Source organism: Chromobacterium sp. (assembly GCF_041912965.1).
In the GTDB taxonomy this organism is placed as follows: Bacteria; Pseudomonadota; Gammaproteobacteria; order Burkholderiales; family Chromobacteriaceae; genus Chromobacterium; species Chromobacterium aquaticum.
In genome coordinates, this window is the sequence record NZ_JAYSGF010000042.1 from 24,656 (window position 1) to 42,381 (window position 17,726).

Annotated in this window: 11 protein-coding genes; 9 read left to right on the top strand and 2 right to left on the bottom strand. The window is 63.1% G+C overall.

Features of this window, described 5'->3' with window-relative positions; genetic code table 11:
• Positions 1-2: 2 nt before the first annotated feature.
• Positions 3-1,376, bottom strand: coding sequence for a Trk system potassium transporter TrkA (gene trkA / locus ACE3QM_RS18890; RefSeq protein WP_048411988.1), 1,374 nt, complete (start codon positions 1,374-1,376; stop codon positions 3-5).
• 185 nt (positions 1,377-1,561) lie between these two features.
• Here trkA and ACE3QM_RS18895 point away from each other — a divergent pair, with 185 nt between their 5' ends.
• From ACE3QM_RS18895 to ACE3QM_RS18905, 3 genes are all read left to right on the top strand, one after another.
• A complete protein-coding gene (locus ACE3QM_RS18895; RefSeq protein ID WP_048411989.1) occupies positions 1,562-2,293 on the top strand; it encodes a glutathione peroxidase in 732 nt (243 codons plus the stop codon).
• A 149-nt stretch (positions 2,294-2,442) separates the two neighbouring features.
• Positions 2,443-3,837 carry a dihydrolipoyl dehydrogenase gene (locus ACE3QM_RS18900; protein ID WP_374424026.1) on the top strand — a complete coding sequence of 465 codons (1,395 nt, stop codon included), beginning with the start codon at positions 2,443-2,445 and terminating at the stop codon, positions 3,835-3,837.
• 230 nt (positions 3,838-4,067) lie between these two features.
• Positions 4,068-4,727 (top strand): hypothetical protein, encoded by a 660-nt coding sequence (locus ACE3QM_RS18905; RefSeq protein WP_374424028.1) that lies wholly within the window; start codon positions 4,068-4,070, stop codon positions 4,725-4,727.
• A 96-nt stretch (positions 4,728-4,823) separates the two neighbouring features.
• Here the strand turns inward: ACE3QM_RS18905 and ACE3QM_RS18910 are convergent, their stop codons facing one another.
• A complete protein-coding gene (locus ACE3QM_RS18910) occupies positions 4,824-6,167 on the bottom strand; it encodes an MFS transporter (RefSeq protein ID WP_374424030.1) in 1,344 nt (447 codons plus the stop codon).
• 62 nt (positions 6,168-6,229) lie between these two features.
• Here ACE3QM_RS18910 and ACE3QM_RS18915 point away from each other — a divergent pair, with 62 nt between their 5' ends.
• From ACE3QM_RS18915 to ACE3QM_RS18940, 6 genes are all read left to right on the top strand, one after another.
• Positions 6,230-7,621, top strand: a complete 1,392-nt coding sequence (locus ACE3QM_RS18915) for a DUF3404 domain-containing protein (RefSeq protein WP_374424032.1) — start codon at positions 6,230-6,232, stop codon at positions 7,619-7,621.
• On the top strand, positions 7,599-8,243 hold the full coding sequence (locus ACE3QM_RS18920; RefSeq protein WP_374424035.1) for a response regulator transcription factor: 645 nt from the start codon (positions 7,599-7,601) through the stop codon (positions 8,241-8,243). The genes ACE3QM_RS18915 and ACE3QM_RS18920 overlap by 23 nt, the downstream gene beginning before the upstream one ends.
• A complete protein-coding gene (locus tag ACE3QM_RS18925) occupies positions 8,243-9,022 on the top strand; it encodes a DUF2861 family protein (protein ID WP_374424037.1) in 780 nt (259 codons plus the stop codon). The genes ACE3QM_RS18920 and ACE3QM_RS18925 overlap by 1 nt, the downstream gene beginning before the upstream one ends.
• 85 nt (positions 9,023-9,107) lie before the next feature.
• A complete protein-coding gene (locus ACE3QM_RS18930) occupies positions 9,108-11,378 on the top strand; it encodes a glycoside hydrolase (RefSeq protein WP_374424039.1) in 2,271 nt (756 codons plus the stop codon).
• 412 nt (positions 11,379-11,790) lie between these two features.
• The gene (locus ACE3QM_RS18935; RefSeq protein WP_374424041.1) at positions 11,791-14,382 is read left to right on the top strand and encodes a TonB-dependent receptor; all 2,592 of its coding nucleotides are present in this window, start codon (positions 11,791-11,793) and stop codon (positions 14,380-14,382) included.
• A gap of 597 nt (positions 14,383-14,979) precedes the next feature.
• On the top strand, positions 14,980-17,577 hold the full coding sequence (locus tag ACE3QM_RS18940) for a TonB-dependent receptor (RefSeq protein ID WP_053074590.1): 2,598 nt from the start codon (positions 14,980-14,982) through the stop codon (positions 17,575-17,577).
• Positions 17,578-17,726 lie beyond the last annotated feature (149 nt).

Genomic DNA, 17,726 nt, shown 5'->3' on the forward strand with positions numbered 1-17,726 from the left:
GGTCACAGAAAGCCCAGTTTGACCTGAATGAGTTTTTCCACCTGGCGCACCACCCGGCGGCGCGACAGGAAGATGATCAGATGATCGCCGTTTTCCACCACCAGATCGTGATGCGCCATCAGCACCTGTTCGCCGCGGATGGCGGCGACGATGTGGCTGCCGTGCGGCATGTCGATCTGTTCGATGCGGCGGCCGGTCAGCCGCGATTGCTGCGCGTCGCCATGAATCACCACCTCCATCGCTTCGGACGCGCCGCGACGCAGCGGGTGCACCGCCTCCACGTCGCCCTGGCGGATATGCGCCAGGATGGAGCCTATGGTGGACAGGTGGGGCGAAATCACGATGTCGATGCGATGGCCTTCCAGCAGATCCACATAGCTGGTGCGGTTGACCAGGGCCACCACCCGGCGCGCGCCCATGCGCTTGGCCAGCAGCGTGGACATGATGTTGTCCTCGTCGTCGTTGGTCAGCGCGCAGAACACGTCCATTTCGTCCACGTTCTCGGCGTCCAGCAGCTCTTCGTCGGTGGCCTCGCCGCGCAGCACCAGCGCGTGCTCCAGCCGTTCCGCCAGCCATTGCGCGCGCTCCGGTCGCGCTTCTATCACCTTGACGCTGAAATCGTTCTCCAGCAGCTTGGCCAGCCGGTAGCCGATATTGCCGCCGCCGGCGATCATGATGCGCCGCAAGGGCCGCTCGCTAAAGCGCAACTCCTTGAGCATGGCCTGCACATGCTCGCGCGCGGCGACAAAGAACACCTCGTCGCCTTCCTCCAGCACGGTGTCTCCGTCCGGCACCAGCAGTTTGTCCTGGCGATGGATGGCGCAGACGCGGCAGTCCGCGTCCGGCATGTGCTCGCGGATGCGGCGCAGCGGCAGGCCCAGCAGTTTGCCGCCGGAGTGGGCGCGGGAAACCACCAGTTGCAGCTTGCCGTCGGCGAAGTCCAGCACCTGTAGCGCGCCGGGATAGGCGAATAGCTGATAGATGTGATCGGTGACGATCTGTTCCGGGCAAATGGCGGACTCGATGCCGAAGTGGGCAAGCGGATCGCCGTGCTCGGATGCCAGATAATCACTGGAACGGATGCGGGCGATGCGGGTGGGGATGTTGAAACAGGCCTCGGCCATCTTGCAGGCCACCAGATTGGTTTCGTCGTCGCGGGTCAGCGCCAGCACCATATCGCTGTCCGCCGCGCCGGCATCGGCCAGCACCTGCGGGTGGGCGGCGTTGCCGGCCACGGTGCGGATGTCCAGGCGGTCCTGCAATTGCTTGAGCCGCGCCGAATCCTGATCCACCACCGTGATGTCGTTATTTTCCGAAAGCAGGTTCTCCGCCACATTGGCGCCCACCTGTCCGCCGCCGAGAATCAGAATCTTCACCGTCTAGCCTGGCCGTTTGAGTCGTTTATGCAATTTTAACGGTTACTGCGACCACTTGCTTGACGATTAAAAAAGCAAATCAATCAGCTTGGCACAATCAATTAGACGAATTTGTGCATAGCTATCACAATGCACCCATCGATTTAGCAAACCTGTTACCGAATCAACACACGAGGAATCTAGCCATGTTGCAAAACCGTGAAGGCCAACGCGTACCGAATGTCACTTTCCGTGTCCGCGACAATAACGACTGGAAAGACGTCAGCACCGCCGAGCTGTTCGACGGCAAGACCGTGGCGGTGTTCTCGCTGCCGGGCGCATTCACCCCCACGTGCTCGTCCACCCACCTGCCGCGCTTCAATGAATTGGCGCCGGCTTTCTTCGCCAACGGCGTGGACGCCATCCTGTGCGTATCGGTCAACGACACCTTCGTGATGAACGAATGGGCCAAGGATCAGGAAGCGCAGAACCTGGTGATGATTCCGGACGGCAACGGCGATTTCACCGAAGGCATGGGCATGCTGGTGGACAAGCAGGACCTGGGCTTCGGCAAGCGCAGCTGGCGCTATTCCATGCTGGTGAAGGACGGCGTGGTGGACAAGATGTTCATCGAGCCGCAAGAGCCGGGCGATCCGTTCAAAGTGTCCGACGCCGACACCCTGCTGGACTACGTCAACCCCAGCGCCAAGAAGCCGGACCAAGTGGTGGTGTTCTCCAAGACGGGTTGCCCGCACTGCGCGCGTGCCAAGGCGGTGCTGAGCGAAAACGGCTACGACTTCGTCGAAGTGCCGCTGGACAACAAGGTGCGCGGCAAGGTGCTGGGCGCCGTGGCCGGCAAGATGACCGCGCCGCAGGTGTTCATCAATGGCCAACTGATCGGCTCCGCCGACGAAGTGGAAAAATACTTCTCCAAGTAAGTCTCAACCGTGTTCGTCCCCGATGGCTCGGGCCCTGATGCCATCGGAGTTGTTGCGGGCCGGGTGCTCCATCCGGCCCTTTTTTTTACCGGGATACGAGACGGCATGCGCGGCGTGCCGTGCCGTATCCCGATACCGAAAGGAATGAAATGCATACCTTGAACATCGATGTCGCCGTGATTGGCGCCGGCACCGCCGGCCTCGCCGCCTACCGCGCCGCCAAGGCTCGCGGCGCCAGCGCCGTGGTGATTGAAGGCGGCCCTTACGGCACCACTTGCGCCCGTGTCGGCTGCATGCCGTCCAAGCTGCTGATCGCCGCCGCCGAGGCCGCGCACGCGCTGCGCCACAGCGCGCCTTTCGGCGTGCATCTCGATGGCGAAGTGCGTATCGACGGCCGCGAGGTGATGGACCGCGTCAAGCGCGAGCGCGATCGTTTCGTCGGCTTCGTGCTCAAGGGCGTGGAAAGCATTCCGCCGCAAGATCGGCTGCGCGGCTACGCCCGCTTCATCGACAACACCACCTTGCAAGTGGACGAGCACACGCTGGTGCGGGCGCGCCGCGTGGTGATCGCCACTGGCTCCGTGCCGCTGATCCCGCCACCGTTCCAGGTGTTTGGCGACAGATTGATCATCAACGACGATGTGTTCAACTGGGACACGCTGCCGGACAGCGTGGCGGTGTTCGGCCCCGGCGTCATCGGCCTGGAGCTGGGCCAGGCGCTATCCCGCCTTGGCGTCAAGGTGCGCGTATTCGGCCGCGGCGGTGGCGTTGGCCCGCTGTCGGACCCCGCTGTGCGCGATTACGCCTGCCAGGCGCTGGGCCGGGAGTTCTACCTTGACCCGGACGCCAAGGTTTTGGAAATGGGACTGGTCGACGGCAAGGCGCAGATCCGCTATGTCAATCTGGACGGCGAGGAAGTCTGCGAGCGTTTCGATTACGTGCTGGCCGCTACCGGTCGCGCGCCCAATGTGCGCGGTCTGGCGCTGGAAAACGCCGGCCTGGAACTGGACGCGGGCGGGGTGCCCAAGTTTGATCCGCGGACGCTGCAATGCGGAGATTCACCGATTTTCATCGCCGGCGACGCCAACAACATCCTGCCGCTGCTGCACGAGGCCGCCGACGAAGGCAAGACCGCCGGCGACAACGCCGCGCTGTATCCGGCGGTGCAAGCCGGTCTGCGCCGCTCCAGCATCGCCGTGGTGTTTTCCGATCCGCAGATGATGATGGTGGGCAGCCGCTTCGCCGATTTGCCGGCGGATGGCTTCGTGGTGGGCGAGGTCAGCTTCGAAGACCAGGGCCGAAGCCGGGTGATGGGCGTCAACCAGGGCCTGCTGCATGTATACGCCGAGCGCGGCAGCGGCCGCTTCCTGGGCGCGGAAATGATAGGACCGCGCGCCGAGAACCTGGCCCATCTGCTGGCCTGGAGTCATCAGCAAGGGTTGACGATCGCCCAGATGCTGGAGATGCCGTTCTACCACCCGGTGATAGAAGAAGGCTTGCGCACCGCGCTGCGCGATGCCGCCGCCGGGCTGGCGCAAGAGTAAAGCCCTGGATCAGGAATGCCCGCCATTGCGAGTGTTCCATGTTCGCAAACCCGCTGTTGGCTGCCGCCACGGCGGGTTTTTCATATGGGGCCACTGTGCTTGTTTCTCATTGCCTGCGGTTTTGGCGGGTGGAAGGGGTTTGAACCGGCATGAGATATCTGGGCGCTGCGTTATTTTATGCGCCGCCGGGTTGGGCGCCTCTTCAATGACGGCTTGATGGAATAGGGTGATTGAGCAAGGTATTGATTGATGTGGTTTTTTTAGGACTAATCCTATTGAGCTTGTCTTTGCATTGCACGCACTATCATTGCTGTTTTCTGAAAGAAAAATCAGGTGGGCGGCCGTTTTCAATCGGCTGTGACTTGCATGCTTTACAGCGGGAAAGGCAAGCTATGGATGATGTTTTTTATGGTTTAACGGCATATTTATTGGGATTCTTTTCTTGTTACTTTTTGATTAAGCTGGTGATGGCTGATAAGCGGAAGAAGCGGGCGCGCGCATTTTCCATTGCCGCGGCATCCGATGCTGAAAATCAATCCATGTCGCCATCTAGGCTGATTGAACCGTTCTATTACGACTACGTTAGCCAGGCATTGTCGGTGGCGAAGAGGGATATCTTGAATGAGGCTGTTGGAAAGGTGGATGCCATTTGGGCGCGGCAGGCTTTGGAGGGAAAGAATAGTCTACAGCTTAAGGTGTTTGACGGCGCAGAATATTATGCCTTGGAAGGCCATCTTTGTATTCCGCAGAGCCTTCATCAAGAAATCCTGGGTATTTACCGGCAAAAAGGGTTTGCCGTTGAGTATAGGGTTGAAGCCGGGGCCGACTGCGCGGTGATGACTTTCAAGCCGCGAGAGCAAACCCGCACAGCAGAGCGAGCAGGGGTTTGAGCCGCGCCCCGCTGCGCCTGCGGTGGCGGATGAGCGAAGAGAGCATTCGCCATCGCCGAGCGCCAGCCGCAGAGGCGCCGCTGCTGGCAATGATATTCACCCCCGCAGCGCGCGCAGCCAGTCCATTCGCTGGCGCCAGATCACCGGCGCGGCGCTCAGCAGATGCAGGGTGGCCAGGATGTTGAGCGCGGCGGTGGCCAGCAGCAGGATGGCGATGCTGTCGTAAAACTTCAGCGCCAGCGCGCTGCCGATGGCGGCGGCCACCATATAGAAGCCGTTGGCGATATTGTTGGCGGCCACGGCCTGGGAGCGGAAGTCGTCCGGGCTGGCGGTTTGCAGCCAGGTGTACAGCGGCACGGTGAAGAAGCCGCCAAAGAAGCCCAGCAGTGCCACATCTATCATATTGCGCCAGCTACCGGCGCGGGCCAGGAAATCGGCCAGGCCGATCAGCTCTCCGCGGTAGTGCGGCAGCGCCGACAGCGCCAGATCGCCGCCAAACAGCGTCATGCCCACGCTGCCCACCAGCACCATGCCCAGCTGCAGCCTGCCTTGCGACAGCTTGGCGCACACCACCGAACCCAGACCGATGCCGATGGAGAACAGCGCCAGCAGCAGGGTGTAGACGCCGGCGTCTCCACCCAGGTGCAAGCGGGTGAAGGTGGGCAGCTGGGTGGTGTAGACCGCGCCCATCAGCCAGAACCAGGAAATGCCGAGGATGGCGCAGCGCACGTCGCGGATGCGCCAGGCGTCGCGCATCAACAGCACCGAATCCTTGAGAAAGTTGAAGGACAACTTCAGCTTCGGCGCGCCGGGTTGGGCCGGCGGCATCGCGCGGCTGGCGCCGTAGCCGAGCACGGCGGTGGCCAGCAGGGTGGCGGTGATCAGCAAGGGGCCGCCGGTGGTCAGCATGCTGCCGCCGATCTGACCGATCAGGATGGCGAGAAAGGTGCCCATCTCGATCAGGCCGTTGCCGCCCACCAACTCGTTTTCCTTCAGATATTGCGGCAGCACTGAATACTTGAGCGGTCCGAAGAAGGCGGAGTGGGCGCCCATCAGGAATAGCGCGGAAAGCAACAGGCCGGCGGAGTGCAGGAAGAAGCCGGCGCCGGCCAGCAGCATGATGGCGATCTCGGCGAGCTTGATCCAGCGCGCGATGACGGCCTTGTCATAGCGCTCCGACAGTTTGCCGGCGGTGGCGGAAAACAGGAAGAAGGGCAGGATGAACACGCCGGCGGCCAGATTGACCAACTGCTCCGGCGGCAGGCCGGCCAAGCTGAGGCCGTGGAAGCTGATCAGCACCACGATGGCGGTCTTCAGCAGATTGTCGTTGAACGCGCCCAGAAACTGAGTGCCGAACAGTGGGAAGAAGCGCCGGGTGGCGAAGAAGGAGAAGCCTGCTTTCACGTGGGAGCCGATCTGGTCAATGAGCTGGAAACGCATGCTAGCGGATTCATGGCGGGCTGTCAGCCGAACGGCGGCGGGTTTTCCGTATAATGCGCTGCATGTTCCGAGCCATCTGCTATTGCCTGCTGTGCGGCCATGCCGCCATCGCCGCGGCCGGCGAGCTGTCGGCGCGCCTGGAGGCCGCGCTGGCCGAGGCGCGTCCGGCGCAGTCCTTGGCGGTGGCGCGGGTGCAGGCGCTGGACGAGGCCTTGATCGATCCGGCCTCATTGCAGCCGGCTTGGGCCCGTCATGATTTACGCGCCTTGCGGCAGTTGGCCGCTTACGAGCGGGACTGCGCCGGCGATTTGTCCGCGGTGAGCGCTCCGTGGCGCGATTTCGAGCGCGCCCGCTGCGGGCTGCGAGCCTTGCCGGCGGGCTGGTTCCGTCTGTATCCGGTCCATCCGCTGGGTGGCAGCAGCGCCTGGCATTGGCGGCAGCGCCAGCCGCTGCCGGAGCTTGCGCGCTGGCTGCATGTGCGCGAGCGCGGCGACGAACTGGGCCAGTTGGGCGCCTTGTCCGACGATAATCTGGATGCCTTGCTGGCCGGTGAGCGCTGGTTGTGGCAGGAGGGCGCGCTGTGGCGTCAGGACGGCACGGCCTGGCGCCGCTATGAGGCGGCCGTCTGGCGGCCGCTGGCGCGAGCGGCCGGGCTGGACGTGGCGGCCGCTTCCAGCGGCGTTTGCGCGGAAAAGCTGGGCGGCTTGTGCCTGAACCCGGCCGCGCAAGCATCGCCATGGCGCGCGGTCTTGCCTGGCGCGGCGCTATTGCTGCTGGCTGGCGGGCTGGCCCTGTGGTGGCAGCGGCGGCGGCTGCAGCGTGAGCGCCGCTTCGCGCTGCAAATGCTGACCCATGAGCTGCGCACGCCCATCGCCGGGCTGGCCGGGGTGGTGGAGGGCTTGCGTCGCGACTTCGACCGCTTGCCGGAATCGGCGCAGGACCGTTTCGGCGATTTGGCCGGCGGCGTTAGCCGCCTGCGCCAATTGGCCGAGGCCAGCCGCCATTACCTGTCCGCCGAGCGCCTGGACCTGCGCCGGCAGCCGCTGCGGTTGTCCACCTGGCTGGCGGATGTCGCCGAGCGCCACCAGGCGGTGTTTTGCCTGAGCGGCGACGCGGTGCTGTCGCTGCCGGGCTATTGGCTGACGGTATGCCTGGACAATCTGCTGACCAATGCGCGCCGCCATGGCCGCCCGCCGCTGCGCTTGTACGCGGAGTGGGACGGTCGACGGCTGCGGCTGGACGTCGTCGATGGCGGCGATCTGGCCGATTACCGCTTGCGCCGGCTGTTGCTGCGCGGTGGCGGCGACCAGGGCATGGGTTTGGGGCTGGCCATCGTTCGACGAGTGCTGGCGCGAATGGGCGGCCGGCTGCGGCTGTCCGGCCCGCCCACCACTTTTAGTCTGCAATTGCCGGCCCAACCGGCGCGAGAACATGAACACGCTGCTATTGATTGAAGACGATGCGCTGCTGGGCGCGGGCCTGCGCGATTTCCTCGCCGACGAAGGCTATCGCTGCCTGTGGCTGCGGCAGGCCGACGCGGTGGCGGCACAATGGCATTGCGCCGATCTGGTCATTCTGGACCGCGCCTTGCCGGACGGCGACAGCCTGCGTCATCTGCCTGGCTGGCTGGCCTTGAAGGCCTTGCCGGTCATCGTGCTGACGGCGCGAGTGGAAGTCAGCGACCGGGTGGCTGGCCTGGAAGCCGGCGCCCGCGACTACCTGAGCAAGCCCTTCGCCCATGCCGAGCTGCTGGCGCGCATCCGCGCGCAGTTGCGTCAGCTGGGCGACGGCAGCCTGCGGCTGGGGGCCTTGTGCTTGTTCCCGGCGCGGCGGCAGGCGGACTGGCAAGGCCGCGAGGTAGCCTTGACGCATACCGAGTTCGAGCTGCTGGCCTTGCTGGCGCGCATGGCCGGGCGGGTGATGAGCCGCGAGGAGTTGCTGAACCAAGTGTGGGGTTACGACAGCTTTCCGTCCACCCGCACCGTGGACACCCATATCCTGCAGTTGCGGCAGAAGCTGCCCGGCATCGCCATCGAGACCGTGCGCGGCGTCGGCTACCGGCTGGAGCGGCCCTGATGCGCCGCTTGGGTGTCTGGGCATGGTGGCTGGCGGCGCCGGTCTGGGCCGGCAATCCGCTGGCCGGCGTCAACCACGCCTTGCTGAACGGGGACGATCCGGCCGCCTGGCGGGCGCTGGCCGACAGCTGGCCCAATTTGAGCAGCCAGGCCCAGCGCGAGGCCTGGCGGCAGGCGCTGGAGAGCTTGAGCCGCGAGCATTGCGGCAAGGATGCGCCGCTGAGCTTGCCGGCCTGGCTGCCGGATGTGACGCTGGAACTGGCGCAGCGCGACATGCCGCTGGCGCGCAATTACCGGGTGGTGTTGAGCGGACGCGGCGCCTTGCTGGATGCGCGCTTGCAGGATGGGGCCGGCCGCGACCTGCTGCGCGGCGGCCTGCTGGAGCGCGAAGAGGGGCAGCGTTTTCGACTGGAGAGCGCGGACTTGAGCCAGCCGCTGGCGGCGGGCGTCTACCGGCTGCAATTGAACGCCGCCGGCCGGCAATGGCAGGCGGAGCTGTCCTTGCCGGAAGTGGCCAATCTGTCCTGGCTGTCGCGCAGCCCGCTGGCGGTGGCCAGCCTGCCGGCGGCGCGGCCCGCTTGCGCGCGCCCGTGGCTGGAGCAATCGCTGCTGCGGCGCGACGATTACAGCTTTGTCTGGTGGCGCCGCCGCGAACTCGGGCAGGCGCTGAACTGGCCGCCGCGTCAGGGCGAGCTGTGGCAGAGCGTGGCGCTGGTGCGCGCGGAGGCGCGCGGCCAACTGGTGCTGCGCGTGGTGCATAGACAGTCCGGGCCGCGTTGAACTAAATCCTGACATTGGCCTGACAATCGCGACGGCCATTGCTTTTCTAATACTCCCATCCTGATCCAAGCATGGGAGTTTCCTTATGTCGTTTCCCCTTCCTCGCGCGGCCTTGATCGCGGCAATCTTGAGCCTGCCTGCTTCCGCCTGGGCGGCGGTGCTGCTGCAAAACGCGCAATGGCGGATTGAACTGGAGCCGGCCACCCTGGCGTTGACGGCGAAGCCAGCCGGCCAGGCGGCCTTGCCGCTGTCATCCGGCCTGACGCCGCGCTCGGTGTCCGGTTTGAAGTCCGACGCGCAAGCCGCAAGCTGGCAATGGGAGGACGGCCGGTTTCAATTGAACGCGAAGCTGGACGGCGCGGACTTGGGCTTGACGATAGCGGCCCGCGAGCCGGCCACGCTGGAATTGCTGCGCCAGCCGGCGGCGGCGATGGGGCGCGGCCTGCTGCTGCCCTTGGCCGAAGGCAGCTATGTGCCGGCCGGCGATCCGCTGTGGCTGGATTTTCTGCCACGCTTCGCCGCTGACGGGCTGAACACCTCGGAGAACCTGAGCCTGCCGCTGTGGGGCATGGACCATGGCGCGACCAGCCTGCACTGGCTATTGCTCAATCCCTTCAACAACACGCTGCGCATCCGCCGCGACGGCGAGGGACTGGCCTTGACGCTGAGCCATCAGTTCAATGCGTTGAACCTGGCGCAGCCGATGCGCTTGTCGCTGCACCTGGCGGGCGGCGATGCGCTGGCCGGCGCCAAGCGCTACCGCCAATGGCTGCAGCAACAGGGGCGTTTCGAGAGCCTGGCCGACAAGATGCGCGCGCAGCCGCAAACGGCCAAGCTGATAGGCGCCAGCCACGTTTATCTGTGGGGCAATGATTTGCTGGGCCAGGCCGATGTGCGCGACTGGGCCTTGTGGCTGGAGCGGCTGCGCGGCGACAGCGCGCTGGCGCGCCGCCTGCGCGCCAGCTTCGACAGCGAGGCCGCCGCGGTGTTGCGGGCCACGCCGGCGCGGCCGGATGCGTATCAGCGGCGGACGCTGCTGGCGGCCTTCAATCAGGCCTTGACCGCCGAGGCGCGCGCCGGCTGGTTGAGCGCCAAGCCGGACTGGAGCCGGCTGGCCGCGCCATACCGGCGGCTGCGCGCTGAAGTGCTGCGGGTGTTCGGCGCGGCCTTGGGCCAGCCGGACAGTTGGGGCGGCGGCCTGTCGACCAAGACACTGCGGGCCTTGCGCGCGGCCGGCCTGTCCCGGCTGTGGCTGGGCGTGGATAACTGGGAAGGCGGCTTGTGGCAGCCCCAGGCGGTGGCGGCGGGCGTGCGCGCCGGCTATCTGATGGCGGCCTATGACTCCTATGAGACCGCCTTGCCGCCGGGGCAACGCGAGGACTGGCTGACCGCGCAGCAGGGCGCCGCCGCGTATCGCGACTGCGGCGTCACTTTGGCCAACGGCCGACGCAAGAGCGGCTTCCAGCAGTCCGGTTACTACACCAACCCAGAGTGCGTGCGGCCTATCTTGCAGCAGCGCACTCAGGCCTTGCACCGGGCGCTGGGCTTCAATAGCTGGTTCCTGGACGCCTACGCCACCGGCATGGTGTTCGATGACTACACGCCGGGGCGGCGCGCCGGCCAGGCGCAACTGGCCGCCGGCAATGAGCGCAGCATGGCCTGGGTGCGCGATCGCTTTGCCGTGCCTGTGGGCTCGGAGAATGGCAATGCCGCCACCGCGCGCGGCATCGCTTTCGCGCATGGCATGCAGGTGCCGGTGTTGGGCTGGGGCGATGCGGATTTACAGAAGAACCCCAAGTCGCCGTACTTTCTGGGGCGCTGGTTTCCTGCGGATCAGCCCGAGACCTTTTTCAAGACCGTGCCGTTGAAGCAGCCCTATCGGGATATTTACTACCGGCCGCAATACCGGCTGCCCTTGTACCAGGCGGTGTTCCACGATTCCATCGTCACCAGCAATCACTGGCTGTACGACAATCTCAAGTTCAGCAATGCCTATGAAGACAATCTGCTAGCCCAGTGGCTGTACAACGTGCCGCCGCTATGGCATTTGAGCGCGGCCAGCCTGGAGCGGCGGCTGCCGCTGATGCGCTGCGTGGATCGGGTGTTCCAGCCCTTGCACCGGCGCCTGGCGACGCAGCCGCTGTCCGGTTTCGCCTGGCTGACGTCGGATCGGCAGGTGCAGCAGACTCGCTTTGCCGATGGCAGCCGGCTGACGGTGAACTTCAGCGGCCAGCCGCGAGAAGTCGAGGGCCGGCCATTGGCGGCCAGGGCGATGCGGGTGCAATTGGCGGGCGAGCTTGAACGCACGGTATTGGCAAGCGACTGCGCGCCGCCGACGACGATACCAGGGGGGTGATGCCTGGGGTGATGATTGCCGCTATGAGTTAAATGCATTGATTTCGTTCCAATTCTGGTTTTTACGCATGGCAAGGACTCGAGTGGGTTGGATGGTGCATTGGCACAAAGACAACGCTGTCGCGTGCTAGCCATCGAGGCGGGGCGTAGGCCGCGGCAGTGCGGCAAATCTTTGCCTGGCAATCTTTTTGCAATATTGCGGCCGTCGCGGTTTGCTGGGCCCAGGCAGGTATTTTGAGTTGTGACAGTTCATGACTGTATGTGATTAACCATGATGTTTATTGACCTTGTGTAATTCATGCTTCAAGCATCGTATCGAGCCGTATGACAAATAGTCTGCGGTTGGATGATCCGACGGAGACGCGCCCAACAGAAGCGCGCCCGGCGGGTTTCGATACATGACTGGAGAGATCATGAGAACTAGCAAGACGCAGTTGGCGCTCGCCCTGGCCCTGGCAGGCCTGGGCAGCCAAGCGCTGCCGGCCTGGGCGGATGAGCCGAGCAGCGGGACATTGGACCGGGTGGAGATTACCGGCTCCAATATCAAACGCAGCATCAAGCAGGAAAAAGCGCTGCCGGTGACGGTGGTGCGCACCGAGGAAATGAGCAAGCAGGGCTTTACCACGGTGGAGCAGGTGGTGAACTCGCTGGCCAGCAACCAGTCGGCGACGGTGGGCGCCTCGTCGGTGCAGACCGTGTCGGGCGGCGCGTCTTATGCCAGCTTGCGCGGCCTGGGTTCGCAGTACACGCTGGTGTTGCTGGACGGCCGTCGCGTCGCCAGCCAGGCGATAGGCGGCTACGCCACCGATCTGAACGCGATACCGCTGTCGGCGATCGAGCGCATCGAAGTGCTGCGCGACGGGGCATCGGCCATCTATGGCACCGATGCCATCGGCGGCGTGATCAACTTCATCACCAAGAAGAGCAACCAGGGTGTGACGGTCAGCGGCGAGCTGCTGTCCACCGAACACAAGGGCGGCAATACCGGCAGCGCCAGCATCACCGCCGGCATCGGTGACCTGGCCAAGGACGGCTACAATGTTTACGGCTCGCTGAGCTACCAGAAACTGGACCCCATCACCACGCTGAACCGTTCCTTCGCCAATAAATACCTGAGCGCGGACAATCTGAGCGGGCGGGTGTTTCCGTCCAACTTCACTTACAAGGGCAATGCCTACAACCCGGCGGCGCCCAATTGCAAACCGCCGTACGCCTTGCCGCTGGACGCCAATTCCTGCGGCGAGAACGCGACGCTCTACATGGATCTGACGCCGGAGGTGGAGCAACTGACCGCCTTCGCCAAGGGCACCAAGCAACTGGGCGAACATACGCTGTCGCTGCAATACATGGGGGCGCGCAACGTCAGCACCACGCGCATCTCGCCGGCGCCGCTGACCAAGATCGCCACCTTGAAGGCCGGCGACAAGTATTATCCAACCCACTTGCCGGACGGCACCCCCACCGACGGCAGCCCGGTGGTGATCAACTCGCGCTCGGTGCCGCTGGGGCCGCGCGTGACCGAGAGCCTGTCCACCACGCAGCGGCTGGCCTTTAACGCCGAAGGCCTGCTGGCCGGTTGGGACTACCGCGGCGGCGTCGGCTACTCGGAGAACAAGACCACCATCAATTACAAGTCCGGCTATGTGAACGGCGACAAGGTGGCCGCCGCCTTCCAGAACGGCACCATCAACCCGTTCGGCCCTTCGGCGCCCGGCGCCTGGGAGAGTACTTCCTTGAGTGGCGACGGCTGGGTGGCCAAATTCCAGACCATCATGGCGGACTTCAAGGTCAGCAAGGAAGTGCTGCAACTGCCGGCCGGCATGATGGCGACGGCTTTCGGCGTGGAAACCCGGCGTGAAAAGCTGGACAGCCAAATCCAGGATATTGCCCAGTTCGCCTTGGGTTCCGGCATCGCCGACTCCAAGTCCACCAGCGGCAGCCGCGGCGTGACCGCGGCCTATGTCGAGGCGGATATTCCCATCTTCAAAAACTTCGACGCTCAGCTGGCCGCGCGTTATGACCGCTACACCGACTTTGGCAGTTCCTTCAATCCCAAGATCGCGGTGAAATACCAGCCGATTCCGCAGCTGCTGATCCGTTCCTCGGCCAGCAAGGGTTTCCGCGCGCCCACGCTGTACGATGTGTTCACGCCTAACAGCAAGACCTATACCGCCAACAAGTTCAACGACCCGCTGCGCTGCCCGGGCGGCACGCCGGCCAATGGCGGCAACAAGGTGGACGATTGCAATACCCAGTTCGAGGCCCTGCAGGGCGGCAACAACAATTTGTCGCCGGAGAAGGCCAGCTCGCTGACCTTCGGCGTGGTGATCGAGCCGATCAAGGAAATCACCGCCAGCGCGGACTTCTGGTGGACCACGGTGAAGGACACCATAGGCGCGCTGGATCCGGGGGTGATTTTCGGCGATCCGGTCAAATACGCCGACAAGTTCGTGCGCAACCCCGATGGTTCGCTCAACCACGTGATCACCACCACCCAGAACCTGGGCACCTTGAGCGCGGCCGGCGTGGACATCAGCCTGGCTTTCCGCCTGCCCAAAACCGCCTGGGGCAATTTCGGCATCAATCTGGACGGTACTTACACCTCCAAGTACCAGCAGCAGCTGGAACCCAAAGGGCCGTATCTGAGCCCGCTGGGAGGTTGGTATCAGAACGTGCTGCCGCCGGTGCTGCGCTGGAAGCACAGCCTGGCGTTCAATTGGGCGCAGGGGCCGTGGAGCGGGATTCTGGTGCAGAATTATTCGTCCGGCTATACCGACTTGAACCCGAATCAGGAAGGTCACAATGTGCGTCCTTACTCCAACTGGAACCTGTCCGGCAGCTATGTGTGGGACAAGAAGCTGACCATCACCGCCGGCATCCGCAATCTGTTCGACCAGGAGCCGCCGTTCAGCAATCAGACCAAGAGCTTTCAGTACGGCTTTGATCCGGTCGTCGCCGATCCGGTGGGCCGTGCTTACTTCCTGAAAGCCAGCTACAAACTCTAAGAAGCGGTTCATGCCTTCCCGTCTTGCTCGCGAGACTTTGAGCCGGTTCTAAGTTCGGCCAAGGCATTGAGAACGCCCCGTCGCGCCATTCGGCACGGCGGGGCTTTATGTTTTTGGAATGAATCTGCCAGGCAGGAAGGGGGCGAGTTGTTAAGGGTTAAATTGATATGGAGTGCATTTTTACATGGCAGCCATTAAAAAAACGAATGCATAAGTTTTTGCAAAATTAGCTTAATCTAAAATTCTTGTACAAAAACGTCGTAAAAATGCAAAAAAGCAACAGGTGATGCTGGCTTGTCACACAGAAAATGACAGGAAACTAGTGGGGTCATTCAAAAGGCGCTGGCAAAAATGAGGGGCTTAGTCTATTGATTTTTCAGCCCTAACATGATTTTTCCGCATTCCTGCCGCCGAGGTCTCCGCCGCGCTGTCCGCTCCGGCGTCATAAACAGGCGTTAACAATTATTGACTGAGGGCAACAATCCTTAACACACTCGAAACATGGTCATGACGTTCGATTGTCGACGGCCTGCTGTATCCAGCAAGCACTCCACAGAAGCGCTGCTGGTTTCCGTGTGCAGTTAAGGAGAAAACAAGTTGAGAAGTCAAAAGAAGCAGCTGGTGCTTGCCCTGGCCTTGGCCGGCTTGGCAAGCCATGCGCCATTCGCATTCGCCGCTGAGGCGAACTCCGGTCAACTGGATCGGGTAGAGGTCACCGGGTCCAATATCAAGCGCAGCATCAAGCAAGAAAAGGCGCTGCCGGTCACCATTCTCAAGACCGAGGATCTGGCCAAGCAAGGCCTGACCACGGTGGAGCAGGTGGTCAACAGCATCGCCGCCAACCAGTCCTCGCAAGGCGCCAGCGCCTCGGTTGGCGCCTCTTCCGGCGGCGGCTCTTTCGCCAGCCTGCGCGGCCTGGGCAATCAATACACTCTGGTGTTGCTGGACGGCCGCCGCATGGCCAATCAGGCGATCGACGGCACTTCCGCCGACCTGAACGCCATCCCGCTGTCCGCCATTGATCGCGTGGAAGTATTGCTGGATGGCGCGTCCGCCATTTACGGCACCGACGCCATCGGCGGCGTGATGAACTTCATCACCAAGAAAAGCCTGAAGGGTTTCAGCATCGGCGGCAGCCTGGCCAATCCGCAGCATGGCGGCGGCGATGAAAAGCGCATCAATGCCTCCTACGGCATTGGCGATCTGGGCCAGGACGGTTTCAATGTCTACGGCGCCATCGACTACATGAAGCAAGACATGGTGATGGCGGGACAGCGCGACTACGCCCACCAGGTCAATAAATTCACCGGCACCAGTTCCAGTGCATGGCCGGGCAACTACATTGATGGCAGCACCGGCAAGTGGGTGGCGCCGTCCGCTCCGAATTGCCGCCCGCCGTTTTCCCAATACGTCAGTGACTCTAAGCTGGGTAACCGATGCTTGGAGTATTATTCCCTATACCCCAGCATTATCCCGCAGGTGGAGCAGATTTCCGGTCTGGTCAAGGCCACCAAGCGCATAGGCGACAATCACGAGCTTTCGCTGCAATACACGCGCACCGAGACCATCACCACCGCACAGAACGCGCCGTTGCCAACTGCTGGCGACATCACCCGCGTCAACGCGGTGGACCCGACCAAGCTCGACAAGCTCTATGTGCGCACCATTCCGCTGGGCAATCGCGAGACCGAGGCCAACTCGGTCACGCAGCGGCTGATGCTGAATATGGAAGGCCTGATCGCCGGCTGGGACTATCGCGCCGGTATCGGTCGTTCCGAAAACCTGATCAAGGAAAACCTGACCTCGGGTTACGTCAGCAAGAGCAAGATGCAGTCCGCGGTCAACAGCGGCGCGCTGGATCCGTTCGACCTGTCCGGCAATAATCTCGCCGCTTGGCGCTCGGTGGGCATGACCGGTCAGACCAAGGAAGCCAAGTCCACCATCGATATGGCCGACATCAAGGTCAGCCGTGAAGTGTTCCAGTTGCCGGCCGGCATGATGGCTGTCGCTTTTGGCGCGGAAGTGCGCCGCGAATCGCTGAGCACCATCTATAACAAGGCGGTGACTCGCGATGCGTTGAGCACCGGCCAGGACAAGACCGAAGACTCCAGCGGCAGCCGTTCCGCCTATGCCTTCTACGGCGAAGCGGAAATCCCGGTGCTGAAGAACCTGGACGTGCAACTGGCCGCGCGTTACGACCACTACAGCGATACCGACAGCTCGTTGAACCCGAAAGTGGCGTTCAAGTTCCAGCCCAGTTCGCAAGTGCTGTTCCGCGGCTCGGCCAGCACCGGTTTCCGCGCGCCCTCGCTGTACAACATCTATCGTCCTAACCAGTTGCAGCTGACCAGCGGCAGTTATGTCGATTACGGCGCTTGTCCGGATGGCGTGAACCCGGCGCCTGGGGCTGATGGTTCTGCTTGCACCAAGATGCAGCGTAATAAGCGCATCGCCGGCAACAAGAAGCTGGAACCGGAGAAGTCGTCCTCGCTGTCCTTCGGCATGGTGATCGAGCCGGTCAAGGACTTCACCGCCAGCGCCGATTTCTGGTGGACCATGATCAAGGGCCAGATCAGTTTCCTGGACGAAACCGCCATCTTCGCCGACCCGTCCAAGTACGCGAATCGCTTTGTACGTGATGGCAGCGGTAATCTGTCCTACATCATCGACGACTACGACAACCTGGGCAATCTGAGCGCGGCCGGCGTTGACATCAAACTGAACTGGGTATTGCCCAAGACTTCGGTCGGCACCTTCACCGCTACGCTGGACGGCACCTATCTGTCCAAGTACTCCTATCAGACCGAGAAGAATGGCCCGTATTACAGCAACCTGGGCACCTTCCTGGATGGTGGCCCCACCTTCCGCTGGCAGCACAACCTGACCCTGGGCTGGTCCTACGGCGCGTGGAGCACGATCCTGGCGCAGAACTACAAGTCGGGCTACACCGACTCCAACCCCTATCTGAAGCAGGGACAGCCGTTCCATCAGGTAAGACCGTACTCCACCTGGAATCTGTCCGGTTCCTACGCCTGGAACAAGCAGCTGACCGTGACCGCCGGCATCAAGAACCTGTTCGATCAAGAGCCGCCGTACTCCAATCAGATGACGCGTACCACACAGCAGAACTACGATCCGCGCTTTACCGATCCGATGGGCCGCTCCTTCTTCCTCAAGGCCAATTACAAGCTCTGAGCACGTAGGCAGCAGGGCGGGGCGGAGATGATCCGCCCCGTTCGAGGGCCCGGCGGCGTTCCGCCGCCGGGCGAATCAGCAGACAGTGGATATGAACATGACGAGCATCACAGCCAGAGGAGTCGGCGGTCCCCCGCCCAAGCGCCGCA

What these genes read in the sequence shown, in the direction of transcription:
- ACE3QM_RS18930 (WP_374424039.1), top strand. Translation starts at nt 9,108, where the DNA reads ATGTCGTTTCCCCTTCCTCGCGCGGCCTTGATCGCGGCAATCTTGAGC.
- ACE3QM_RS18915 (WP_374424032.1), top strand. Translation starts at nt 6,230, where the DNA reads ATGTTCCGAGCCATCTGCTATTGCCTGCTGTGCGGCCATGCCGCCATC.
- ACE3QM_RS18895 (WP_048411989.1), top strand. Translation starts at nt 1,562, where the DNA reads ATGTTGCAAAACCGTGAAGGCCAACGCGTACCGAATGTCACTTTCCGT.
- ACE3QM_RS18920 (WP_374424035.1), top strand. Translation starts at nt 7,599, where the DNA reads ATGAACACGCTGCTATTGATTGAAGACGATGCGCTGCTGGGCGCGGGC.
- ACE3QM_RS18935 (WP_374424041.1), top strand. Translation starts at nt 11,791, where the DNA reads ATGAGAACTAGCAAGACGCAGTTGGCGCTCGCCCTGGCCCTGGCAGGC.
- ACE3QM_RS18900 (WP_374424026.1), top strand. Translation starts at nt 2,443, where the DNA reads ATGCATACCTTGAACATCGATGTCGCCGTGATTGGCGCCGGCACCGCC.
- ACE3QM_RS18925 (WP_374424037.1), top strand. Translation starts at nt 8,243, where the DNA reads ATGCGCCGCTTGGGTGTCTGGGCATGGTGGCTGGCGGCGCCGGTCTGG.
- ACE3QM_RS18910 (WP_374424030.1), bottom strand. Translation starts at nt 6,167, where the DNA reads ATGCGTTTCCAGCTCATTGACCAGATCGGCTCCCACGTGAAAGCAGGC.